This window comes from Actinokineospora sp. HUAS TT18 (assembly GCF_051364635.1).
Classification (GTDB): domain Bacteria; phylum Actinomycetota; class Actinomycetes; order Mycobacteriales; family Pseudonocardiaceae; genus Actinokineospora.
The window spans coordinates 3,259,928-3,275,281 of record NZ_CP195645.1; the positions used below are offsets into that span (position 1 = coordinate 3,259,928).

Below are 15,354 nucleotides of genomic sequence, written 5' to 3' on the forward strand. Positions count from 1 at the left end.
CGAGCACCCGAATAACTAGAACTCGTTCGCTATCTGTCGCAGGAGATCGGACGCTTCCTGGCCCACAAGTGCGCGTTCCAGGAAGTGGTCGAGGATGCTGACGTGATATGCGACTTCCTGTGGGTCGCGAAGGATGACGCTGCCGGAGAACAACTCGCACATGACGAATCGTTCGTCGTAGACGACGAAGCTGTTCATCAGGACCTCGTTCATCAGTGTGTTGTTCGGAACCACGGCGATCGTGACGTTCGGCAGTTCCGTCAGTCCGGCCATGTGCCGGGCTTGGGCCGCCATCACTTCGGCTGGAGCTTGGTTCCACCGGATCGCCTGCTCGGTTGTCACAAAGGTGAATGTTCGCGATCCGTCATACAAAGCCCGCTGACGTTCGATCCTGGCCTCGACTGCCCGCGGGACGTTTCGCGCGGGCCTGCCTCGGACCGTCGGCGTGAGGATCGCTGCCGCGTACTCGCGGGTCTGCAACATCCCGGAGGGGGCGGCCGGGCAGAAATGTCGGAGCTGCGTAGAGGAGGCGACGAGTGCCGAGAGCTCCTGCTGACCTCGCCACAAGCCGATCTCCGCGAGTACGCGAACTGATCGAAAGTGGACGTTCGCGGTCCTTGCCAGGTCGAGGAACTGCTTGGCCTCGTCCTGGCCGACGTTCAGTGCGGAGAGAATTCGTTCGACATCGGTGACCGACGGAAGGATCTTCCCGCACTCGATTCGGCTGATCTTCGACTGCGACATCGCACATCGCGCGGCCAAACGCTCACCGGAGAGACCGGCGGACTTCCGCATGTCGCGGAGGGCGTTCGCCAGATCTCGGCGTTCCCGCTGTTGACGCTCAGGATCGAACATAGTCCCCGAATGGGACGGAGTGTTCGAGTGCGATTCGTTGCCACCGTCGGTAGTTCTCGATCGGCGGGTCGGCCAGAAGTTCGCGGCTTATCAGTTTCCCGTCGGCCCCGTAGGTCAAGTGGAGGACCTCGGTGTCGTCGAACAGCCAGAAGTCGTCGGAGGGCAGGTCCAGGGACAAGTCGGTCGCGTCGAGGATGCGAATGTCCTCGCCGTGTTCGACGCTGTGCGGTATTCCCCAGGCGAACGCGTAGCGCGTGTAGTCGGTGAACGGCCTTCGGACAACCTTCACCCGCCCGATCGACTTCCCGGCGGCGACGCTGGCGCGCGTCAGTTCAAGCCACTCGACGTACCGTGGCTCGTGGGCTGGCTCCGGTTGGCCTGCGAGGAACCGTGCCAGGGAGTCCGCCTCACCGGGAATCGTGTAGGTCGGCTGGGTCTCGAAGCGCCACGCCGACCTTCGGTACGTGCGGAACAGGTCGCGGGAACCGTCACGTCCCAAGCGCACGGATGGCCTCCCTGACCACGGTCAACGGCAACTCGACGGCCTGCTCACCCTGACCGAGGCGAAGCCCGTTGGCAAGGGACACGACATCGCCCTGGAACACAACGGTTCCTCGATCGGACAGGTACACGGCCGGACAGTCCTCGTCCCGGCAGTCTCCCGCAATGCGGTGGAGGTTCATCGTTACTCGCTGTGGCGTCATGATTACGTTGTAGCAGATTTGGTGTGGTGGTCCTGGGCGCCAGTCACGCTTCCGCATAAACGCCTGATGCCACGCGACGACGAAGAATTCAGTGCGGCTTGGGCGTCGCCCGGCCCGCTACGGCAGCTTCCAGTCCACCGGCTCCCCGCCCTGCTCCACCAGCAGCGCGTTCGCCCGGCTGAACGGCTTCGAGCCGAAGAAGCCAGAGTGCGCCGAAAGCGGGCTCGGGTGCGCCGACTCGATCGCGGGCACCGAGCCCAGCATCGGCCGCAGGTTCCGCGCGTTGCGTCCCCACAGGATCGCCACCAGCGGGCCGCCGCGGGCGGCGAGGGCGCGGATGGCCTGCTCCGTCACTTCCTCCCAGCCCTTGCCCTGGTGCGAGTTCGCCTTGCCCGGCGCGACCGTGAGCGCCCTGTTCAGCAGCAGTACCCCGTTCTCCGCCCACGGCGTCAGGTCGCCGGTCGACGGCAGCGGGTGGCCGAGGTCCTCCTGGTACTCCTTGTAGATGTTCACCAGACTCTTCGGGATCGGGCGGACGTCCGGGGCCACCGAGAACGACAGGCCCACCGCGTGGCCCGGGGTCGGGTAGGGATCCTGCCCCACCACGAGCACCCGCACGTCGGCGAACGGCTGTTGGAAGGCACGCAGAACGTTCTCCCCGGCGGGCAGGTACGTCCGCCCGGCGGCGATCTCGGCGCGCAGGAAGTCGCCCATCTTGGCGATCTGATCGGCGGCGGGGGCCAGGGCCTGCGCCCACCCGGCTTCGACGATCTCAGTCAATGGTCGTGCCACGCCGGAAAACCCTACTCAGTCCAGCCGACGCAGCCCCGCCCGGTACGTCTTGGCGTTGTCCAGATAGATCTGCACGATCCCCGAGGTCATCCCCTCCGGCACGACATGCCCCTCCCGGACCCGCGCAGGGACGCCCAACGCCATCGAGCGTGCGGGGAGGTGGCCGTCGAACGACATCACCGCGCCCGCGCCGAGGATCGCGCCGTCCTCGACCACGGACCCGTTCAGCAGCACCGAACCGGAGGCGATCATGCAGCCGTCGCCGACCGTGGCGCCCTCGATGTGGACGTTGTGCCCGATCACGCAGTCGGCGCCGATCTTGGCCGGGTGGAACGGCGTGCAGTGGATGACCGTCCCGTCCTGCACACTCGTCCGCTCCCCGATCTCGATCGTCCCGGCGTCGCCGCGCAGGACGGCCTGCGGCCAGACCGACGCGCCCGCGTGCAGCGTGACGGCGCCGATGACGGTGGCGTCCGGGTGGACGTAGGCGTCGGGGTGGATGGTCGGCGTCAGGTCGCCGAGGGCGTAGACGGGCACGCGATCTCCTTGCCGAGGTGAACGGAGAGTTCGTGTTCGGCATAGTGCCCGAACGCGTCGATGTCGGCATAGCCGGACGACCGGTAGAGCGCGACAGCCTCTGGCTGCTTCAGGCCCGTCTCCAGGATGAGCCTGCCGATCCCGGCCTCGGCGGCGGCGAGTTCGAGGTGGGCGAGCATCTCCCGGGCCAGGCCCTTGCCCCGGCCGTCGGGCGAGACGTACATGCGCTTGATCTCGGCGGTGCCGTCGCCGTGGTCGCGCCAGCCGCCCATGACGAGCGGGCGGCCGTCGAGGTAGCCGACGTAGAAGCGGCCCAGCGGCGGGGCGAACTCGGCGGGGTCGACCGGGGTCTCGTCGGGGCTGCCGTAGCGGACCACGTACTCCTGCTGCACCTCGTCGATGAGCAGGCAGGAGTCGGGGTGGTCGTATGGCCTGGGTTCGATGCGCACCCCGACATTGTCACCGACGCAGCGCCGGGGCCGCACCGGAATTCTGCGAATAAAGAGGTCTGGACCGCGCCGCCGAATGGGCGCTAATCTGCTGCGGAATCCGGTGCGCGACCCCTGCGAAAACGCGACACAACGGGAATGGGAATTCCCAGATTAGCCAGCTGACCAGGCGGGATACTCTCCCGTCGTTTTTCCGCGCGTCGCCTCCGGCCCGTTTCCCGGTGTCCCCCTGCGTTTTATGACACCAGGACTCACGCGAGGAGGAAATATGTCACGAGCTCGCGCCGTAGCCGTCGCGCTCGGTATCGCATTCGTCACAGTGGTTCCCACTCAGTCCGCCGCCGCGCAGCAGTCACTCGACGGCGCCCTTCCCACCGACCTGCGGGGCACCGCGGCCATCGAGGCGATCCGCCCGCGCCTGCGCGAGGTCGCCGACCGCAACGGCCTCACCGCGACCCGGCTCACGCAGATCCTGGCCAACGACCCGACCAGCAGGCTCGACCGCGACGCCCGCCTGTTCCACGTCGAGCCCGCGGCCCCCGCCGCTCCGTCCACCCCGTCGGCCCCCGCCGCCGACGCGTTCACCCTGCACAGCAAGCCCGGCTCGAAGCGGGTGATCTACCTCGACTTCAACGGCCACTACCTGACCGGCACCGCGTGGAACCGCTCGAAGGGCATCGACCCGGTCACCGTGACGCCGTACGACACCGACGGCAGCCCGAGCACGTTCAGCGCCGCCGAGCAGGGCGTCGTCACCGAGGTCTGGCAGCGCGTCGCCGAGGACTACGCCCCGTTCGACGTCGACGTGACGACGCAGGACCCGGGCGTCGCGGCCATCAACCGCACCGACTCGGCGGACACCCTGTACGGCACGCGCGTCGTCATCGACCCGACGAGTTGGTACTACTCGGGCTGCGGCTGCGGCGGCGTCGCCTATGTCGGCGTCTACGACAGCACCAACAACGGCTACAACCAGCCCGCGTGGGTCTTCACCCGCGGCGTCGGCACGGGCGCGAAGAACATCGCCGAGGCCGCGTCCCACGAGGCCGGGCACAACCTGGGCCTGAGCCACGACGGCACCGGGTCGACCGGCTACTACAGCGGCCACGGCCCGTGGGCCCCGATCATGGGCGTCGGCTACAGCAAGGCGATCACGCAGTGGAGCAAGGGCGAGTACTCGGGCGCGAACAACACCCAGGACGACTACGCGGTGATCGGCACCAACGGCGTCGCTGTCCTCCCGACCGACCACGGCACGACGACCGGCACGGCCACGGCGATCTCGTTGAACCAGACGGTCAACGGGGTGAACGCTTCGCTGACGGATGTCGACTACTTCAGGATCACGCTGTCGGCGGGGACGTATGTCTTCACCGCGAACGCGGCGGCGAAGGGGGCGAACCTGGACATCAAGCTGGACGTGCTGGACTCGGCGGGCACGGTGGTCGCCACCGCGAACCCGGCGGCGGGCCAGATCGACGCCCGCACGGCCACCGGCCTGAACGCGGCTTTGACGAAGTCGCTGGCGGCGGGGACTTACTACGTCCGGATCGATGACAGCGGCTTCGCCAACCCGCTGAACACCGGCTACTCCACCTACGGGAGCGCGGGCGCGTTCAGCCTGCGCGTCACCACGGGCTGATCACCGCGGCGGGTGCCCGTGTTCGGTGCGGGCACCCGCTGGGCAAACTGACAAGAAGTGGCGGACCTACGACCGGCCTAGGATTCGATCCGCCCTGTTCCGAACGTTGACGGGAGTGCGTCCGCATGGCCGATGAGGCAGGCCCGTTCAGCATCGGCAGCCCCATCTGGCCGGGTGCGAGTCGGTTGATCGAGGAGACCGGCGAGCTGATCCAGGTACTGGGCAAACTGATCGGCGCAGGCGGTGCGACCGTGCATTGGGACGGGTCGAGCCTCCAGGACCGCCTGATCGGCGAACTGGGCGACGTCCGAGCCGCGCTGGACTTCTTCATCGCCGCGAACGACTTGCCCGCCGCGGCGATATCCGACCGCGCGAACAGCAAGCGCGCCCAGTACGAAGAATGGCATCAGGCGTTCATGCGGAAGCGCGACCGCTAGCTCGGTGGTGCCGTCGGGGCCGGAGGCGCGGGGCACAGCGTTTTCCCAGCCTCCACCTTGACCTTCAACCCAGGCAGCGTGAAGGGCCCCACGATCTCCATCGCGTACACCTTCCCCGTCACCTTCGTGAACTCCGCGAACGTCGCGTCCGCTCCCCAGCGGTGCTGGGAGGGATTGGCGTCGAGCGGGTTGTCCACATAGGTCCCGTCGGGGTTCTTGATCGTCGTCACGTCCTCCCCCGTGATCCCGAACTTCACCACCCCGTCCAGTGTCAGCGTGCCGCCGACCAGCTGCCCGTCCAGCTCCACGTTGCGGGCGTCGACTTCCCAGGTGGCCAGGTTTCCGTCGCCGCCGGTGAGTTTGATGGTGTAGTCCAGGTTCGCGATTCTCTGGTGGACGGCGATGCACAGCTCATTGAGTTTGCCCTCGGCGAAGCCCGCGCGCACGAGGCGGACGTTGCGCAGGACAACGCTGCCGTCGGCCTGGCGCACCTTCTGCGTGCTGTCCACAACGGACAGGCCGAAGTCGATTCCGTACAGGCCGCTGGTGGCCAGGTCCGAGGTGCCGCTCTGGATCACGACGCTGCTGGCGAGGACGCCTGTGCGCACGCCGAAGGCGAGCATCAGGACCACGAGCAGCGAGGGGATGCCGAGCACCGCCGACCGGCCCCACCGGGTTCCGTTCATCCGATGCCACCGTTGAGGGACAGGGTCGCGTTCGGCAGGTAGATCGGGTTGTCGCGCTGGCCGGGCTGGGGTTGCGGGTTGTAGGAGGTGATGGCGTAGGCGTCCATGCGCAGCCAGCAGCCGGAGATGTTGAGGCTCAGGTCATCGGGCACCCACGACCAGGTGAACAGGCACAGGCCCCAGCGGAACTGCAGGCCGGAACCCCACACGTCCGTCCACATCGACGCGCCCGCGTTGTTGGTGCCGCCGAGTTCGATGGGGCCCGGCGCGGAGATGCGCACGTTGTAGTCGGGGCGGCTCTGCTCGATCAGGGCGTTCTGGTCGACCACGAGCCGGGAGAAGCGGTAGTGGTTGACCGAGCGCGTCGTGCCGTCGGCGACGGTGATGGTGGTGGCGCCGAGGTCGACGAACGAGTAGGCGTGCCACTGGTAGCCGCCGATGGAGTCGCGGCCGAACTCGATCTTGTAGGACGTCGGGACGATGCAGAAGCCGATCCGCGTGTCCTTGACACAGCCGGACGCGGCGCCCGCGGAGGACAGGGTGATGTCCGGGAAGATCGCCGTCGTCACCAGCGCTACCAGGACCGCGGCGGCCGCGGCCAGCCGCGCGATCACGACTCGGCCCGCTTGCGCTGCTTCTTCGGGCCCCAGCCGAACACCATGGCCGACCCGAGGATGCCCAGCAGCGTGCCCAGCAGGAACCCACCGAGGTTGGACGCGACGAACGCCGCCACGGCCAGGATGCCGCCCATGACCCCGGCGACGAGCCGCTGGGTGGGGGCGAACCACGCGATCAGGCCGAGGACGATGAGGCCGCCGCCGGTGACATATCCGGCCACGCCGCTCGCGCCCGCCGACAGCATGACGACGACGGGGGCGAAGGTGAGCGACATGATCGTCCAGCCGCCCAGCATCATCCAGAGGCCGCCCCAGAACGGGCGGGTGCGGCGGAAGTCGCGGAACCAGCGCCAGGCCGCGATCAGTAGGGAGACCACGCGGTGGCGGGTTGACGGGGTTTCGGCGACGAAGTCGGGTTCGTCGCCCGGAGAGTCCGCGCCGTCAACGGAATCGGCGTCCGCGGCGGGCACGGGCAGGCCGCCCACGAACCGGCCGCTGTCGGAGAAGTCCGCCGGCGAATCGGCACGATCACCTGCGAACCGGCCTCGGCCTGCGGCGTCCGACATTGGGCTCGCCACGGCATCGTCGCCCGCGAAGGGATTGAGGCCCTCGGCGTCCGACGCGGGGCGAGTCGCAGCGGGGGCGGGGGAATCCATGCCCCCGCGGGTCGGGTCAGCGGCGATCCGCCCCTCCGCTGCCGCCTGCTCCGCCGCGAGGCGTTCGCGGAAGCGCACGCGGGCCAAGCGGGCGGCGGTGTCTCGGCGGTGCTTGCCCGCCTCGGGGCGGGTCAGCATGAGACGGTCCCGGGCAGGATGGTCAGATTCAGGCCGGGTAGGCCGATGCTGCCGATCAGCTCCACCGTGTACGCCGACGCGTCCAGGTTGGTGATCTTGACCGTGCCCGCCTCCAGGCCGAAGTTGCCCGGCGTGCCGCCGTCGAGCGGGGTGACGCCCATCTTGACGTCGTCGGCGGACTTGCCGAGGTACAGGTCGGCGAAGTTGCTGTTGGCGGCGTTGACCGCGGTGGCCTCCAGGATCAGGTCGGAGGCGTTGATCTCGGCCGTGGCGTCCGGGGTGCCGTTGACCGGCTCACCGGCGGTGATCTTCAGCGTGTACGGCAGGGTCGCGATGGTCTCGTGCACCACGCCGCACAGTCCGTCGAGCTTGGCCGACTTGAAGCCCGCGCGGGCGGTGGCCTTGCTGGTGCCGGTGGCGCCGTTGTCGACGAGCCGGTCGTGCAGCAGCGCGGCGAAACCGGCGCCCTCCAGCTGGTCGGACTTGATGGCGAACGGCTTGTTGACGACCATGAAGTTCGCCGCCAGCAGGCCTTCCGACATGCCGACGCCGAGCAGGCCGACCATCACCGTGGCGGGCACGGCCATCAGGAAGGTCCGGCCGAACCGGGTGCCGCGCCTGACCTCGTCGGCCGCCGTGTCGCGCATCTTCGCGTTCCAGGCGCCGACCGCCCCCTTGATGTCCACCATGTCTCTACCGCTCCACCGGAGTAGGGCGCCCCAACAGGCGCTTCAACAGCTTGTGCTCCGGGGGCGGGCCCCAGGCGACGATCATGGCGCCGCCGACGACGCCGCAGAACATCCCGACGAGGAACCCGCCGAGGTTGGACAGCACGAGCGAGGCGACCGCGAAGATGACCCCGAGCAGCCCGGCGAGGTGCCGCTGCGACGGGACGAACCAGGCGAAGAAGGCGAACATCATCATCGAGCCGCCGAGCAGGTAGCCGGAGACACCGCCCACGCCCGCGGCGAACGTGACGCTCAGCGGCGCGATCGTGAGCGAGAGGATGACCCAGCCGCCGAAGGCGAGCCAGGCGCCGCCCCAGAACGGGCGGGTGCGACGGAAGCGGGTGAAGGCTTGCCACAAGCGGGCGAACCTGCCGGGCTTGGCGGGGGCTTCGACTTCGGCCTCGGCTTCGATTTCGGGCTGTTCGGTCATCTGGCGCTCCTGGGACTGGATGCGCACGTGTTGATGGCGGCGGCCGTCCGCCACCAACACGTGGCGGACATCAGTTGACGATGGTGCAGTTGGTCGAGCCGGACTCGATGGCCAGCGACAGACCCGTCAGGTTGATCGTCCCGGCGATCGTCGCGGCGTAGGCCTCCGCGTGCAGACCGCCCAGGTTCGCGGTGCTCGACTGCAGACCGAAGTTACCCGGCGTGCCGCCGAGCGAGGTCGGGCTGCCACCGAGTGCCACGTCGTCGGCGGACTTGCCGAGCGCCAGCCCGTTCATCGAGGCGTTGGAGTTCACCGACTGGGCGTCGAGCACCATGTCAGCGGCCGCGATGTCATTGGTGGCGTCGGCGGGGTTGCCCGCCGCGATCTTCAGGGTGAACGGCAGACCCAGCACGCTCTGGTGCACCGCGGCGCACAGACCGTTCAGGTTTGCCGTCTCGAAACCGGCGCGCGCCACGGCCTGGCCGGACGTCGTGCCGTCGGGGTTGTCCTTGGTGACGTCGTCCATGATCGCGCCGAACCCGTTGCCCTGCAGGCCCGCGGACTCGATCTGGAACGGCTGGCCGTTGACGTTGAACGACGCCGCCAGCAAGCCGTTCGCCATGGCGAACCCGAGGGCGCCGATGGCGACGGAGGCGACACCGGTCACCACCGAGAATCTGCCCCACCGCGTTCTGCCCAATGCGGTTTCGTGCATCAGCACCTCCTGCGTAATGCCGCCCCGAATTTCGGGAAGGCCGCTCGTGAATTACTGACCGCCTCCGGAGGAAAGTGATCAGATTCACGCACAGTGATGCCTAGCGCACCGTGGGGCCCATGGAGCCCCGGTCCGCCCAACCCTCGCTGATGTGTGTCCCTGCTCACTCGGCTGCGGTGAACGAACCGTGCCATCCGTGTTTCGGCCAGACAAGAGCCAGTTTTCACGCAGGTCAGATGATCGAAGCCAGTGTTACCTTGGGTAACGCTTACCGCTGGGCACATGTACTTGCCAGATGTGGCTTTGACCGGGACGCTTAGACCGACCAGTCAGAATTGTGCTCTACCCACAAGTAGCTTTCGTTCAGCATTGGTTACGCTGAGTAGTTGGTAACAAGTACGCAACAAACGGGCGCGTTAGACCGAACGCGCTAACCGTTATTCGGCTGAAGTGAGGGACCACCATGACAACGAGCGAGTCGGTCAGAGGGAACGCGGTAGTCGCCCGCCGCGCCCTGATCGCGGTCGGCCTATTACTGGCCGCGTCGCTGGTAACACTCGTTGTCGCGGTAACCCTTTCCCAGAAGATCGACGGCAGCAGCATGCACCCGACATTCACCGACGGCGACCGGGTTCTCCTCGAACCGTTTTTCGACACCGCCGAACTCCGCCGATTCGACGTCGTCGCCGCCCGGCCGAGCCCCGGCGCGCCCGCGATCGTCAAACGGGTCGTCGGCCTGCCGGGCGACCAGGTGCGCGTGGAGGTCCAGCCGGACGGCACCGGGTCCCTGCTGCTGATGCCCGCGGGCACGACGCGATGGCAGACCGTGGAGTCGACGGCCTGGGCGGGCCAGTGGAAGTCGCCCAGGGTGTGCTGCCTGGCGTCGGGGAAGCTGGGACCGGCGGCGGAGGCGGTCGTCCCGGCAGGCGCGGTGTTCCTCGTCGGCGACAACCCGGACCAGTCGGACGACTCGCGCATGTTCGGGTGGGTGCCGACGGAGCAGGTGCTGGGCAGGCTGTGGCTGCGCATCTACCCGGTCGGCGAGTTCGGCTCCCTCGACCACTCGGGCGGCTTCCAGCTGGTGCCGAGGTCCTGAGTCAGGACAAGCCGACTCGGCATTGAGTCGCTGGTGTCACTCAGCGCCAGTGTTGCCAGCCCGCGGTGCCCTCGTAGGGGGCGCCGTCGACGGTGACGCCGTTGCCGCGAGCGACGGTGCCGACCACGCGCCAGCCTTCGGGGACCGCGCCGGGGTCGGGGAAGGTCGCGGCCAGCGCGTGGTCCTCGCCGCCGGTCAGGACCCAGTGGCGGGGGTCGGCGCCGAGGGCTGAGGCCACGTCGATCAGGCGTTGGTGGACCTCGATCAAATCAGTCCGGACGTCGATGGCCACATTGGACGCGACGCCGATGTGGGCGAGGTCGGCGAGCAGGCCGTCGGAGACGTCGATCATCGCGGTGGCGCCCGCGTCCGCGGCCTGGGGGCCCGCCGCGTACGTGGGTTCGGGGGCGCGGTGGGCGCCGACGACGCTCACCGGGGAGCGGAAACCGCGGCCTAAGACGGCCAGACCGGCGGCGCTCCAGCCGAGACGGCCCGCGACGGCGACCAGGTCGCCGGGCAGGGCTCCGCCGCGCGTGACCGGCTTGCGGCCCTGCAGATCACCCAGCGCAGTGATCGAGATCACCATGGTGTCGGCCGAGGCCATGTCGCCGCCGACGATGCCGACGCGGGCGCGTGCCGCTTCGGCCCACATGCCCGTCGACAGCTGATCGATCACCTCAACGGGGGTTGACGCGGGGCACACGAGTGCCACGAGCAGTCCGGTCGGCACCGCGCCCATCGCGGCGATGTCGGCCAGGTTGGCCGCCACCGCCTTGCGGCCGACCTGGTCCGGTGTGGACCAGTCGAGGCGGAAGTGCACGCCGTCGACCAGCACATCCGTGCTCGCCACCACGCGGCCGTCCGCCGCGGCGACCACCGCGGCGTCGTCGCCGGGGCCGAGCAGGGTGGGCGCGGGCTGGGCACGTCCGTCGGTGACTCGGCGGATGAGACCGAACTCACCCACGTCGGCCACGGTCTGCTGGCCCTGGGTCGTATCCGGTCGCACGACATCCTCCGATCACCGATGGTCGGATCCCCCAACGATCCGGAACCTGGGGTACGTTGCTGAACACGTTCCTACCTCTTGGGGACTCCTAGCCGCGAAGGGGCGCGCCGTGGTCCACGCATACATCCTGATCCAGACCGAAGTCGGCAAGGCCGCGGCCGTCGCCGCCGAGATCGCCGGGATTTCCGGGGTGACCACGGCGGAGGATGTCACCGGACCTTACGACGTCATCGTCCGGGCAGAGGCCGACAATGTCGACCTCCTCGGCCAACTGGTGGTCGCGCGCATCCAGAGTGTGGACGGCATCACCCGCACGCTCACCTGCCCGGTCGTGCATCTCTGAGCCGTGGTCTAGTGGTCCGGTGAGTGTCTCGCCTCCCCGGACCGGTCCCTCCCGGGCGACGGTCGTCGCCGCGGTCGTCCTGGTCGGCCTGCTGGCCGTCGGTGTCGTCGTGGCGAGCCGCTTCCTGCCCGACGAACCCGCGCCTGCCCCGACGACCACCGCCGCCCCGCGCACCGGGCCGGTCGGGCTGGTCCCGGTGGACGCCCCGGACTCGGGCTCGCCGCACTGCGTCACCCTGCTCGGCGCGCTGCCCGGGTCGCTGACCAGTGGGTCGGCGACGCTGGCGAAGCTGCCGCTCGCCGAGCCCGCGCCCGTGGGCGCCCTCGCGTATGGCGACCGCGTCGGTGATCCGGTGGTGCTGCGGTGCGGGCTGGGCAAGCCGCCGGAGCTGGAGGCGACTTCGGCGCTGCGTGAGGTTTCCGGCGTCAAGTGGCTGCCGGTCGACGGGCCGGACAGCCAGACGTGGTTCGTCGTGGACCGGCCGGTCTATATCGCGCTGACGCTGCCAAAGGGTGTGGGCACCGGTCCGTTGCAGACGGTGTCCGAAGTGGTCGGTTCGGCCCTGCCCGCCCAGAAGGTCCAGCCCTAGACCTTCCGCAGCACCCGTTCCAGCAGCACCCGCAGCGTCTCCCGCTCGCTCGCGGGCCGGAACGCGGGATCGACCGCGACCCGGTTGAACAGCCCGTCCACCACGGCCGCGAGCCAGGTGGCCGCCGTGTCGGCGGGCAGTCCCGGATCGATCTGACCCGCCGCGGTCGCGCGTTCGACGAGTTCGGCCAGGCCGGTGCGCAGGGTGCGATCGTTGGCCGTGACCAGGTCCGCGATGCGCTCATCGCGGCCCGCCTCGGCGGAGATCTCCAGGGCCAGCCGCGCGTAGTCGCCGTCGGCGAGGTCGACGATCAGCTCGAACACGCCGGTGAGCGCCGCCCATGGGTCCGCTGTGGACAGTTCGGCGAACAGCGCGGCGGTCTCGTCGCCCTCCTGCGCCACCAGCGCGGCGAAGATCGCGTGCTTGCTGTCGAAGTAGTGGAACAGGTTGCCGGAGCTCATTCCGGCCTCGGCGCAGATGTCGGCCGTCCTGGTCTGGCCGAACCCTTTGCGCGCGAAGCAGCGCGCCGCCGCGGCGAGGATGTGGGCGCGGCGGGCCTCGTGCTTGGCCGGGTCGACGGTGCGCATGGGTCGATTCAATCACCCACGTTGACGGCGTAGATCATCGTGCGCAATATTAGACCGATCACTCGGTTTATGAAAGAGGCCGCCGATGTCCCCGCCCCACCGCGTCGACCGGGTCGACGCCCTGCGCGGGTTCGCCCTGTTCGGAATCCTGATAGTCAATGTCTGGGCGTTCGCGACCGGCTACTACGGCGCCGGGATCCCCGATCCGCGCGCCGACCCAGTCGTCCGGCTGATCGTCTCTGTGTTCTTCGAGACCAAGTTCTACCTGCTGTTCTCGTTCCTCTTCGGCTACAGCTTCACCCTGCAGCTCGACTCGGCGGCGCGCGCCGGGGCCGCGTTCGTGCCCCGCATGGCGCGCAGGCAGCTCGGCCTCGCCGCGATCGGCGTCGCGCACGCGGTCCTGCTGTTCCACGGCGACATCCTGACCACCTACGCCGTCCTCGGCTTGGGCCTGTTGGCGCTGCGGCACCTCAGCACGGCGACGGCGGTGCGCGCCGCGTGCTGGCTGGTCGCGCTCTCCGGCACGTTCCTTGTCCTGCTGGGACTCTTCGAACCGGCACCGGTCGACGCGGCGGCGGTGTCGGCGCGGATCGCCGAGTCGGTCGACGCCTTCCGCGGCGCGCCCGCCGACGTGATCGGCGAACACGTGCGCCAACTGCCGGGAACTCTCGCGTTCGTGCTGCTCGTGCAGGCGCCGAGCGCGTTGGCGATGTTCCTGCTGGGCTTCGCCGCGGGCCGCGAGCGGGTGCTCGCCGAACCCGATAACCACGCCGCGCTGTGGTCATGGCTGCGGCGGTTCGGCCTGCCTATCGGGTTGGCGGGCGCGGTCGTCTACGGCTGGACCGCGACATATTCGCCGGGCAGTCAGGCGGAGACGCTGGCCATGGGCTTGAGCGTGCTGACCGCCCCACTGTTGACCGGCGGCTACATCGCTTTGCTGCTGCGACTGTTCGAGACACGCGCGGTCGACGTCTTCGCCCCGGTCGGGCGGCTCGCGCTGACCAACTACCTCGGCCAGTCCGCCGTCCTCGGTGTCGTGTTCTACGGCTTCGGGCTCATCGGCCGCCTGCCGGACCTCACGGTGCTCGGCGTCGTCGCCGCGCTCTACGCCGCGCAGGTCGCGGTCAGCGCGTGGTGGGTGCGGCGCCACCGCTACGGGCCCGTGGAATGGGTGCTCCGCGCGGTGACGCTGGGCAGGCGGCCGGACTCGGTGCCGGTGCGGTGATCAGCGCAGGCCGGTGCCGCGGGCGATCGCGGTGTCGATGAGGACGGTCAGCAGCGTCGGGTAGTCCACGCCGGTGACCTCCCACATCTTCGGGTAGGCCGATGTGGGGGTGAAGCCGGGCATGGTGTTGACCTCGTTGATCGTCAGCGTGCCGTCCTCGCCGACGAAGAAGTCGACGCGCGCCAGGCCCTGGCAGTCCAGCGCGCGGAACGCGTCGACGGCCATGTTCCGCAGGCGCTCGGTGACGTCGTCGGGCAGCTTGGCCGGGATGTCGAGTTCGCTGGTGTCGTCGAGGTACTTCGAGTCGAAGTCGTACCACTCCAGGTCGCCGAGCAGCCGCACCTCGGCGGGCTGGGACGCCTCGACCCGGCCGTCGGGGAACTCCAGCACGCCGCACTCGACCTCGCGGCCGACGATCGCGCCCTCGACCAGCACCTTCGGGTCGATCTCGCGGGCGTGGGCGATGGCGGCGTCGAGCTGGTCCCAGTCGGTGACGCGGGTGATGCCGGTGGACGAGCCCGCGCGCGACGGCTTGACGAACACCGGCAGGCCGAGGCGCTCACGGTCGGCCTCGTCGAGCGTGGTCTGGTCGCGGCGCAGCTCGGCGTAGGGGCCGACGGGCAGGCCCTCGGCGGTGAGGAGCTTCTTGGTGACGCCCTTGTCCATGGCGACGGCGCTGGACAGCACGCCCGGGCCGACGTAGGGCAGGCCCGCCATCTCCAGCAGGCCCTGGATGGTGCCGTCCTCGCCGTAGGCGCCGTGCAGCATCGGGAAGACGACGTCGACGGCGGAGAAGATCCGGCCCTCGTGCCCCTTCTCCAGGATGACCAGGCGGCCCGCGGTCGGGTCGGCGGGCAGGGTCACGGAGGTGCCGGAGGTGATGGTGGGCAGCTCGCGGCCGTGGATGCGCAGGCGCTCCGGGTCGGCGGGGCCGAGCACCCAGGAGCCGTCCTTGGTGATACCGACGGGCACCACCTCGAACCGGTCCCGGTCCAGGTTCGCGAGCGCGCCTGCGGCGGAGACACACGAGATCGTGTGTTCGGTACTGCGGCCGCCGAAAACAACTGCGACGCGGATCTTTGAACTGGACATGGGTAACGACCCTACGCTGACCCGCCTCCC

The 15,354-nt window shown here is 69.1% G+C and carries 21 protein-coding genes; 6 read left to right on the plus strand and 15 right to left on the minus strand.

All coding sequences use genetic code 11. From position 1 onward, the window contains the following. Positions 1-15: 15 nt before the first annotated feature. The 6 genes from ACSHT8_RS14530 to ACSHT8_RS14555 form a co-directional block, all read right to left on the minus strand. Positions 16-855 (minus strand): helix-turn-helix domain-containing protein, encoded by an 840-nt coding sequence (locus ACSHT8_RS14530; protein WP_436501486.1) that lies wholly within the window; start codon positions 853-855, stop codon positions 16-18. Further along, a complete protein-coding gene (locus ACSHT8_RS14535) occupies positions 842-1,360 on the minus strand; it encodes a DUF6879 family protein (RefSeq protein WP_436501488.1) in 519 nt (172 codons plus the stop codon). The genes ACSHT8_RS14530 and ACSHT8_RS14535 overlap by 14 nt, the downstream gene beginning before the upstream one ends. Continuing rightward, the gene (locus ACSHT8_RS14540) at positions 1,344-1,538 is read right to left on the minus strand and encodes a hypothetical protein (RefSeq protein WP_436501490.1); all 195 of its coding nucleotides are present in this window, start codon (positions 1,536-1,538) and stop codon (positions 1,344-1,346) included. The genes ACSHT8_RS14535 and ACSHT8_RS14540 overlap by 17 nt, the downstream gene beginning before the upstream one ends. Positions 1,539-1,676: 138 nt before the next feature. Beyond that, entirely contained in the window at positions 1,677-2,351 is a 675-nt protein-coding gene (locus ACSHT8_RS14545) for a uracil-DNA glycosylase (protein WP_436501491.1), read from the minus strand. Between the two features lie 15 nt (positions 2,352-2,366). Further along, positions 2,367-2,888 (minus strand): gamma carbonic anhydrase family protein, encoded by a 522-nt coding sequence (locus ACSHT8_RS14550; RefSeq protein ID WP_436501493.1) that lies wholly within the window; start codon positions 2,886-2,888, stop codon positions 2,367-2,369. After that, positions 2,861-3,337 carry a GNAT family N-acetyltransferase gene (locus tag ACSHT8_RS14555; protein WP_436501495.1) on the minus strand — a complete coding sequence of 159 codons (477 nt, stop codon included), beginning with the start codon at positions 3,335-3,337 and terminating at the stop codon, positions 2,861-2,863. The genes ACSHT8_RS14550 and ACSHT8_RS14555 overlap by 28 nt, the downstream gene beginning before the upstream one ends. Before the next feature lie 268 nt (positions 3,338-3,605). Between ACSHT8_RS14555 and ACSHT8_RS14560 the strand changes: the two genes are divergently transcribed. Both ACSHT8_RS14560 and ACSHT8_RS14565 read left to right on the plus strand, forming a co-directional pair. Further along, the gene (locus tag ACSHT8_RS14560) at positions 3,606-4,979 is read left to right on the plus strand and encodes a M12 family metallo-peptidase (protein WP_436501497.1); all 1,374 of its coding nucleotides are present in this window, start codon (positions 3,606-3,608) and stop codon (positions 4,977-4,979) included. 125 nt (positions 4,980-5,104) lie between these two features. Continuing rightward, the gene (locus ACSHT8_RS14565) at positions 5,105-5,416 is read left to right on the plus strand and encodes a hypothetical protein (protein ID WP_436501499.1); all 312 of its coding nucleotides are present in this window, start codon (positions 5,105-5,107) and stop codon (positions 5,414-5,416) included. On the opposite strand, the gene ACSHT8_RS14570 is transcribed toward ACSHT8_RS14565, so the two are convergent. The 6 genes from ACSHT8_RS14570 to ACSHT8_RS14595 all read right to left on the minus strand — a co-directional run bounded on the left by ACSHT8_RS14570 (position 5,413) and on the right by ACSHT8_RS14595 (position 9,386). Continuing rightward, a complete protein-coding gene (locus tag ACSHT8_RS14570; protein WP_436501501.1) occupies positions 5,413-6,102 on the minus strand; it encodes a DUF6230 family protein in 690 nt (229 codons plus the stop codon). The two genes, ACSHT8_RS14565 and ACSHT8_RS14570, sit on opposite strands and share 4 nt — an antisense overlap. Next, positions 6,099-6,716 carry a hypothetical protein gene (locus tag ACSHT8_RS14575; protein WP_436501503.1) on the minus strand — a complete coding sequence of 206 codons (618 nt, stop codon included), beginning with the start codon at positions 6,714-6,716 and terminating at the stop codon, positions 6,099-6,101. Before ACSHT8_RS14575 ends, ACSHT8_RS14570 begins: the two co-directional genes overlap by 4 nt. Further along, positions 6,713-7,513, minus strand: a complete 801-nt coding sequence (locus tag ACSHT8_RS14580; protein ID WP_436501505.1) for a DUF6114 domain-containing protein — start codon at positions 7,511-7,513, stop codon at positions 6,713-6,715. The genes ACSHT8_RS14575 and ACSHT8_RS14580 overlap by 4 nt, the downstream gene beginning before the upstream one ends. Next, positions 7,507-8,202, minus strand: coding sequence for a DUF6230 family protein (locus ACSHT8_RS14585; protein ID WP_436501507.1), 696 nt, complete (start codon positions 8,200-8,202; stop codon positions 7,507-7,509). Before ACSHT8_RS14585 ends, ACSHT8_RS14580 begins: the two co-directional genes overlap by 7 nt. A gap of 4 nt (positions 8,203-8,206) precedes the next feature. Beyond that, positions 8,207-8,671, minus strand: a complete 465-nt coding sequence (locus tag ACSHT8_RS14590; protein ID WP_436501509.1) for a DUF6114 domain-containing protein — start codon at positions 8,669-8,671, stop codon at positions 8,207-8,209. Between the two features lie 70 nt (positions 8,672-8,741). After that, positions 8,742-9,386 carry a DUF6230 family protein gene (locus ACSHT8_RS14595; protein ID WP_436501511.1) on the minus strand — a complete coding sequence of 215 codons (645 nt, stop codon included), beginning with the start codon at positions 9,384-9,386 and terminating at the stop codon, positions 8,742-8,744. A 463-nt stretch (positions 9,387-9,849) separates the two neighbouring features. On the opposite strand from ACSHT8_RS14595, the gene lepB reads away from it, so the two are divergent. Further along, entirely contained in the window at positions 9,850-10,482 is a 633-nt protein-coding gene (gene lepB / locus ACSHT8_RS14600; RefSeq protein ID WP_436501513.1) for a signal peptidase I, read from the plus strand. A 40-nt stretch (positions 10,483-10,522) separates the two neighbouring features. Here the strand turns inward: lepB and ACSHT8_RS14605 are convergent, their stop codons facing one another. Further along, entirely contained in the window at positions 10,523-11,488 is a 966-nt protein-coding gene (locus ACSHT8_RS14605; RefSeq protein WP_436501515.1) for a thiamine-phosphate kinase, read from the minus strand. 109 nt (positions 11,489-11,597) lie between these two features. On the opposite strand from ACSHT8_RS14605, the gene ACSHT8_RS14610 reads away from it, so the two are divergent. Beyond that, a complete protein-coding gene (locus ACSHT8_RS14610) occupies positions 11,598-11,831 on the plus strand; it encodes an Lrp/AsnC ligand binding domain-containing protein (protein ID WP_436501517.1) in 234 nt (77 codons plus the stop codon). Positions 11,832-11,850: 19 nt separating this feature from the next. Further along, the gene (locus ACSHT8_RS14615; protein WP_436501518.1) at positions 11,851-12,420 is read left to right on the plus strand and encodes a DUF3515 domain-containing protein; all 570 of its coding nucleotides are present in this window, start codon (positions 11,851-11,853) and stop codon (positions 12,418-12,420) included. Here ACSHT8_RS14615 and ACSHT8_RS14620 read toward each other — a convergent pair. Next, the gene (locus ACSHT8_RS14620) at positions 12,417-13,007 is read right to left on the minus strand and encodes a TetR/AcrR family transcriptional regulator (protein ID WP_436501520.1); all 591 of its coding nucleotides are present in this window, start codon (positions 13,005-13,007) and stop codon (positions 12,417-12,419) included. The genes ACSHT8_RS14615 and ACSHT8_RS14620 overlap by 4 nt on opposite strands. Before the next feature lie 85 nt (positions 13,008-13,092). On the opposite strand from ACSHT8_RS14620, the gene ACSHT8_RS14625 reads away from it, so the two are divergent. After that, a complete protein-coding gene (locus tag ACSHT8_RS14625) occupies positions 13,093-14,232 on the plus strand; it encodes a DUF418 domain-containing protein (RefSeq protein ID WP_436501522.1) in 1,140 nt (379 codons plus the stop codon). Here ACSHT8_RS14625 and ACSHT8_RS14630 read toward each other — a convergent pair whose 3' ends face one another. After that, positions 14,233-15,324, minus strand: a complete 1,092-nt coding sequence (locus ACSHT8_RS14630; RefSeq protein ID WP_436501524.1) for a D-alanine--D-alanine ligase family protein — start codon at positions 15,322-15,324, stop codon at positions 14,233-14,235. Between the last annotated feature and the right edge of the window lie 30 nt (positions 15,325-15,354).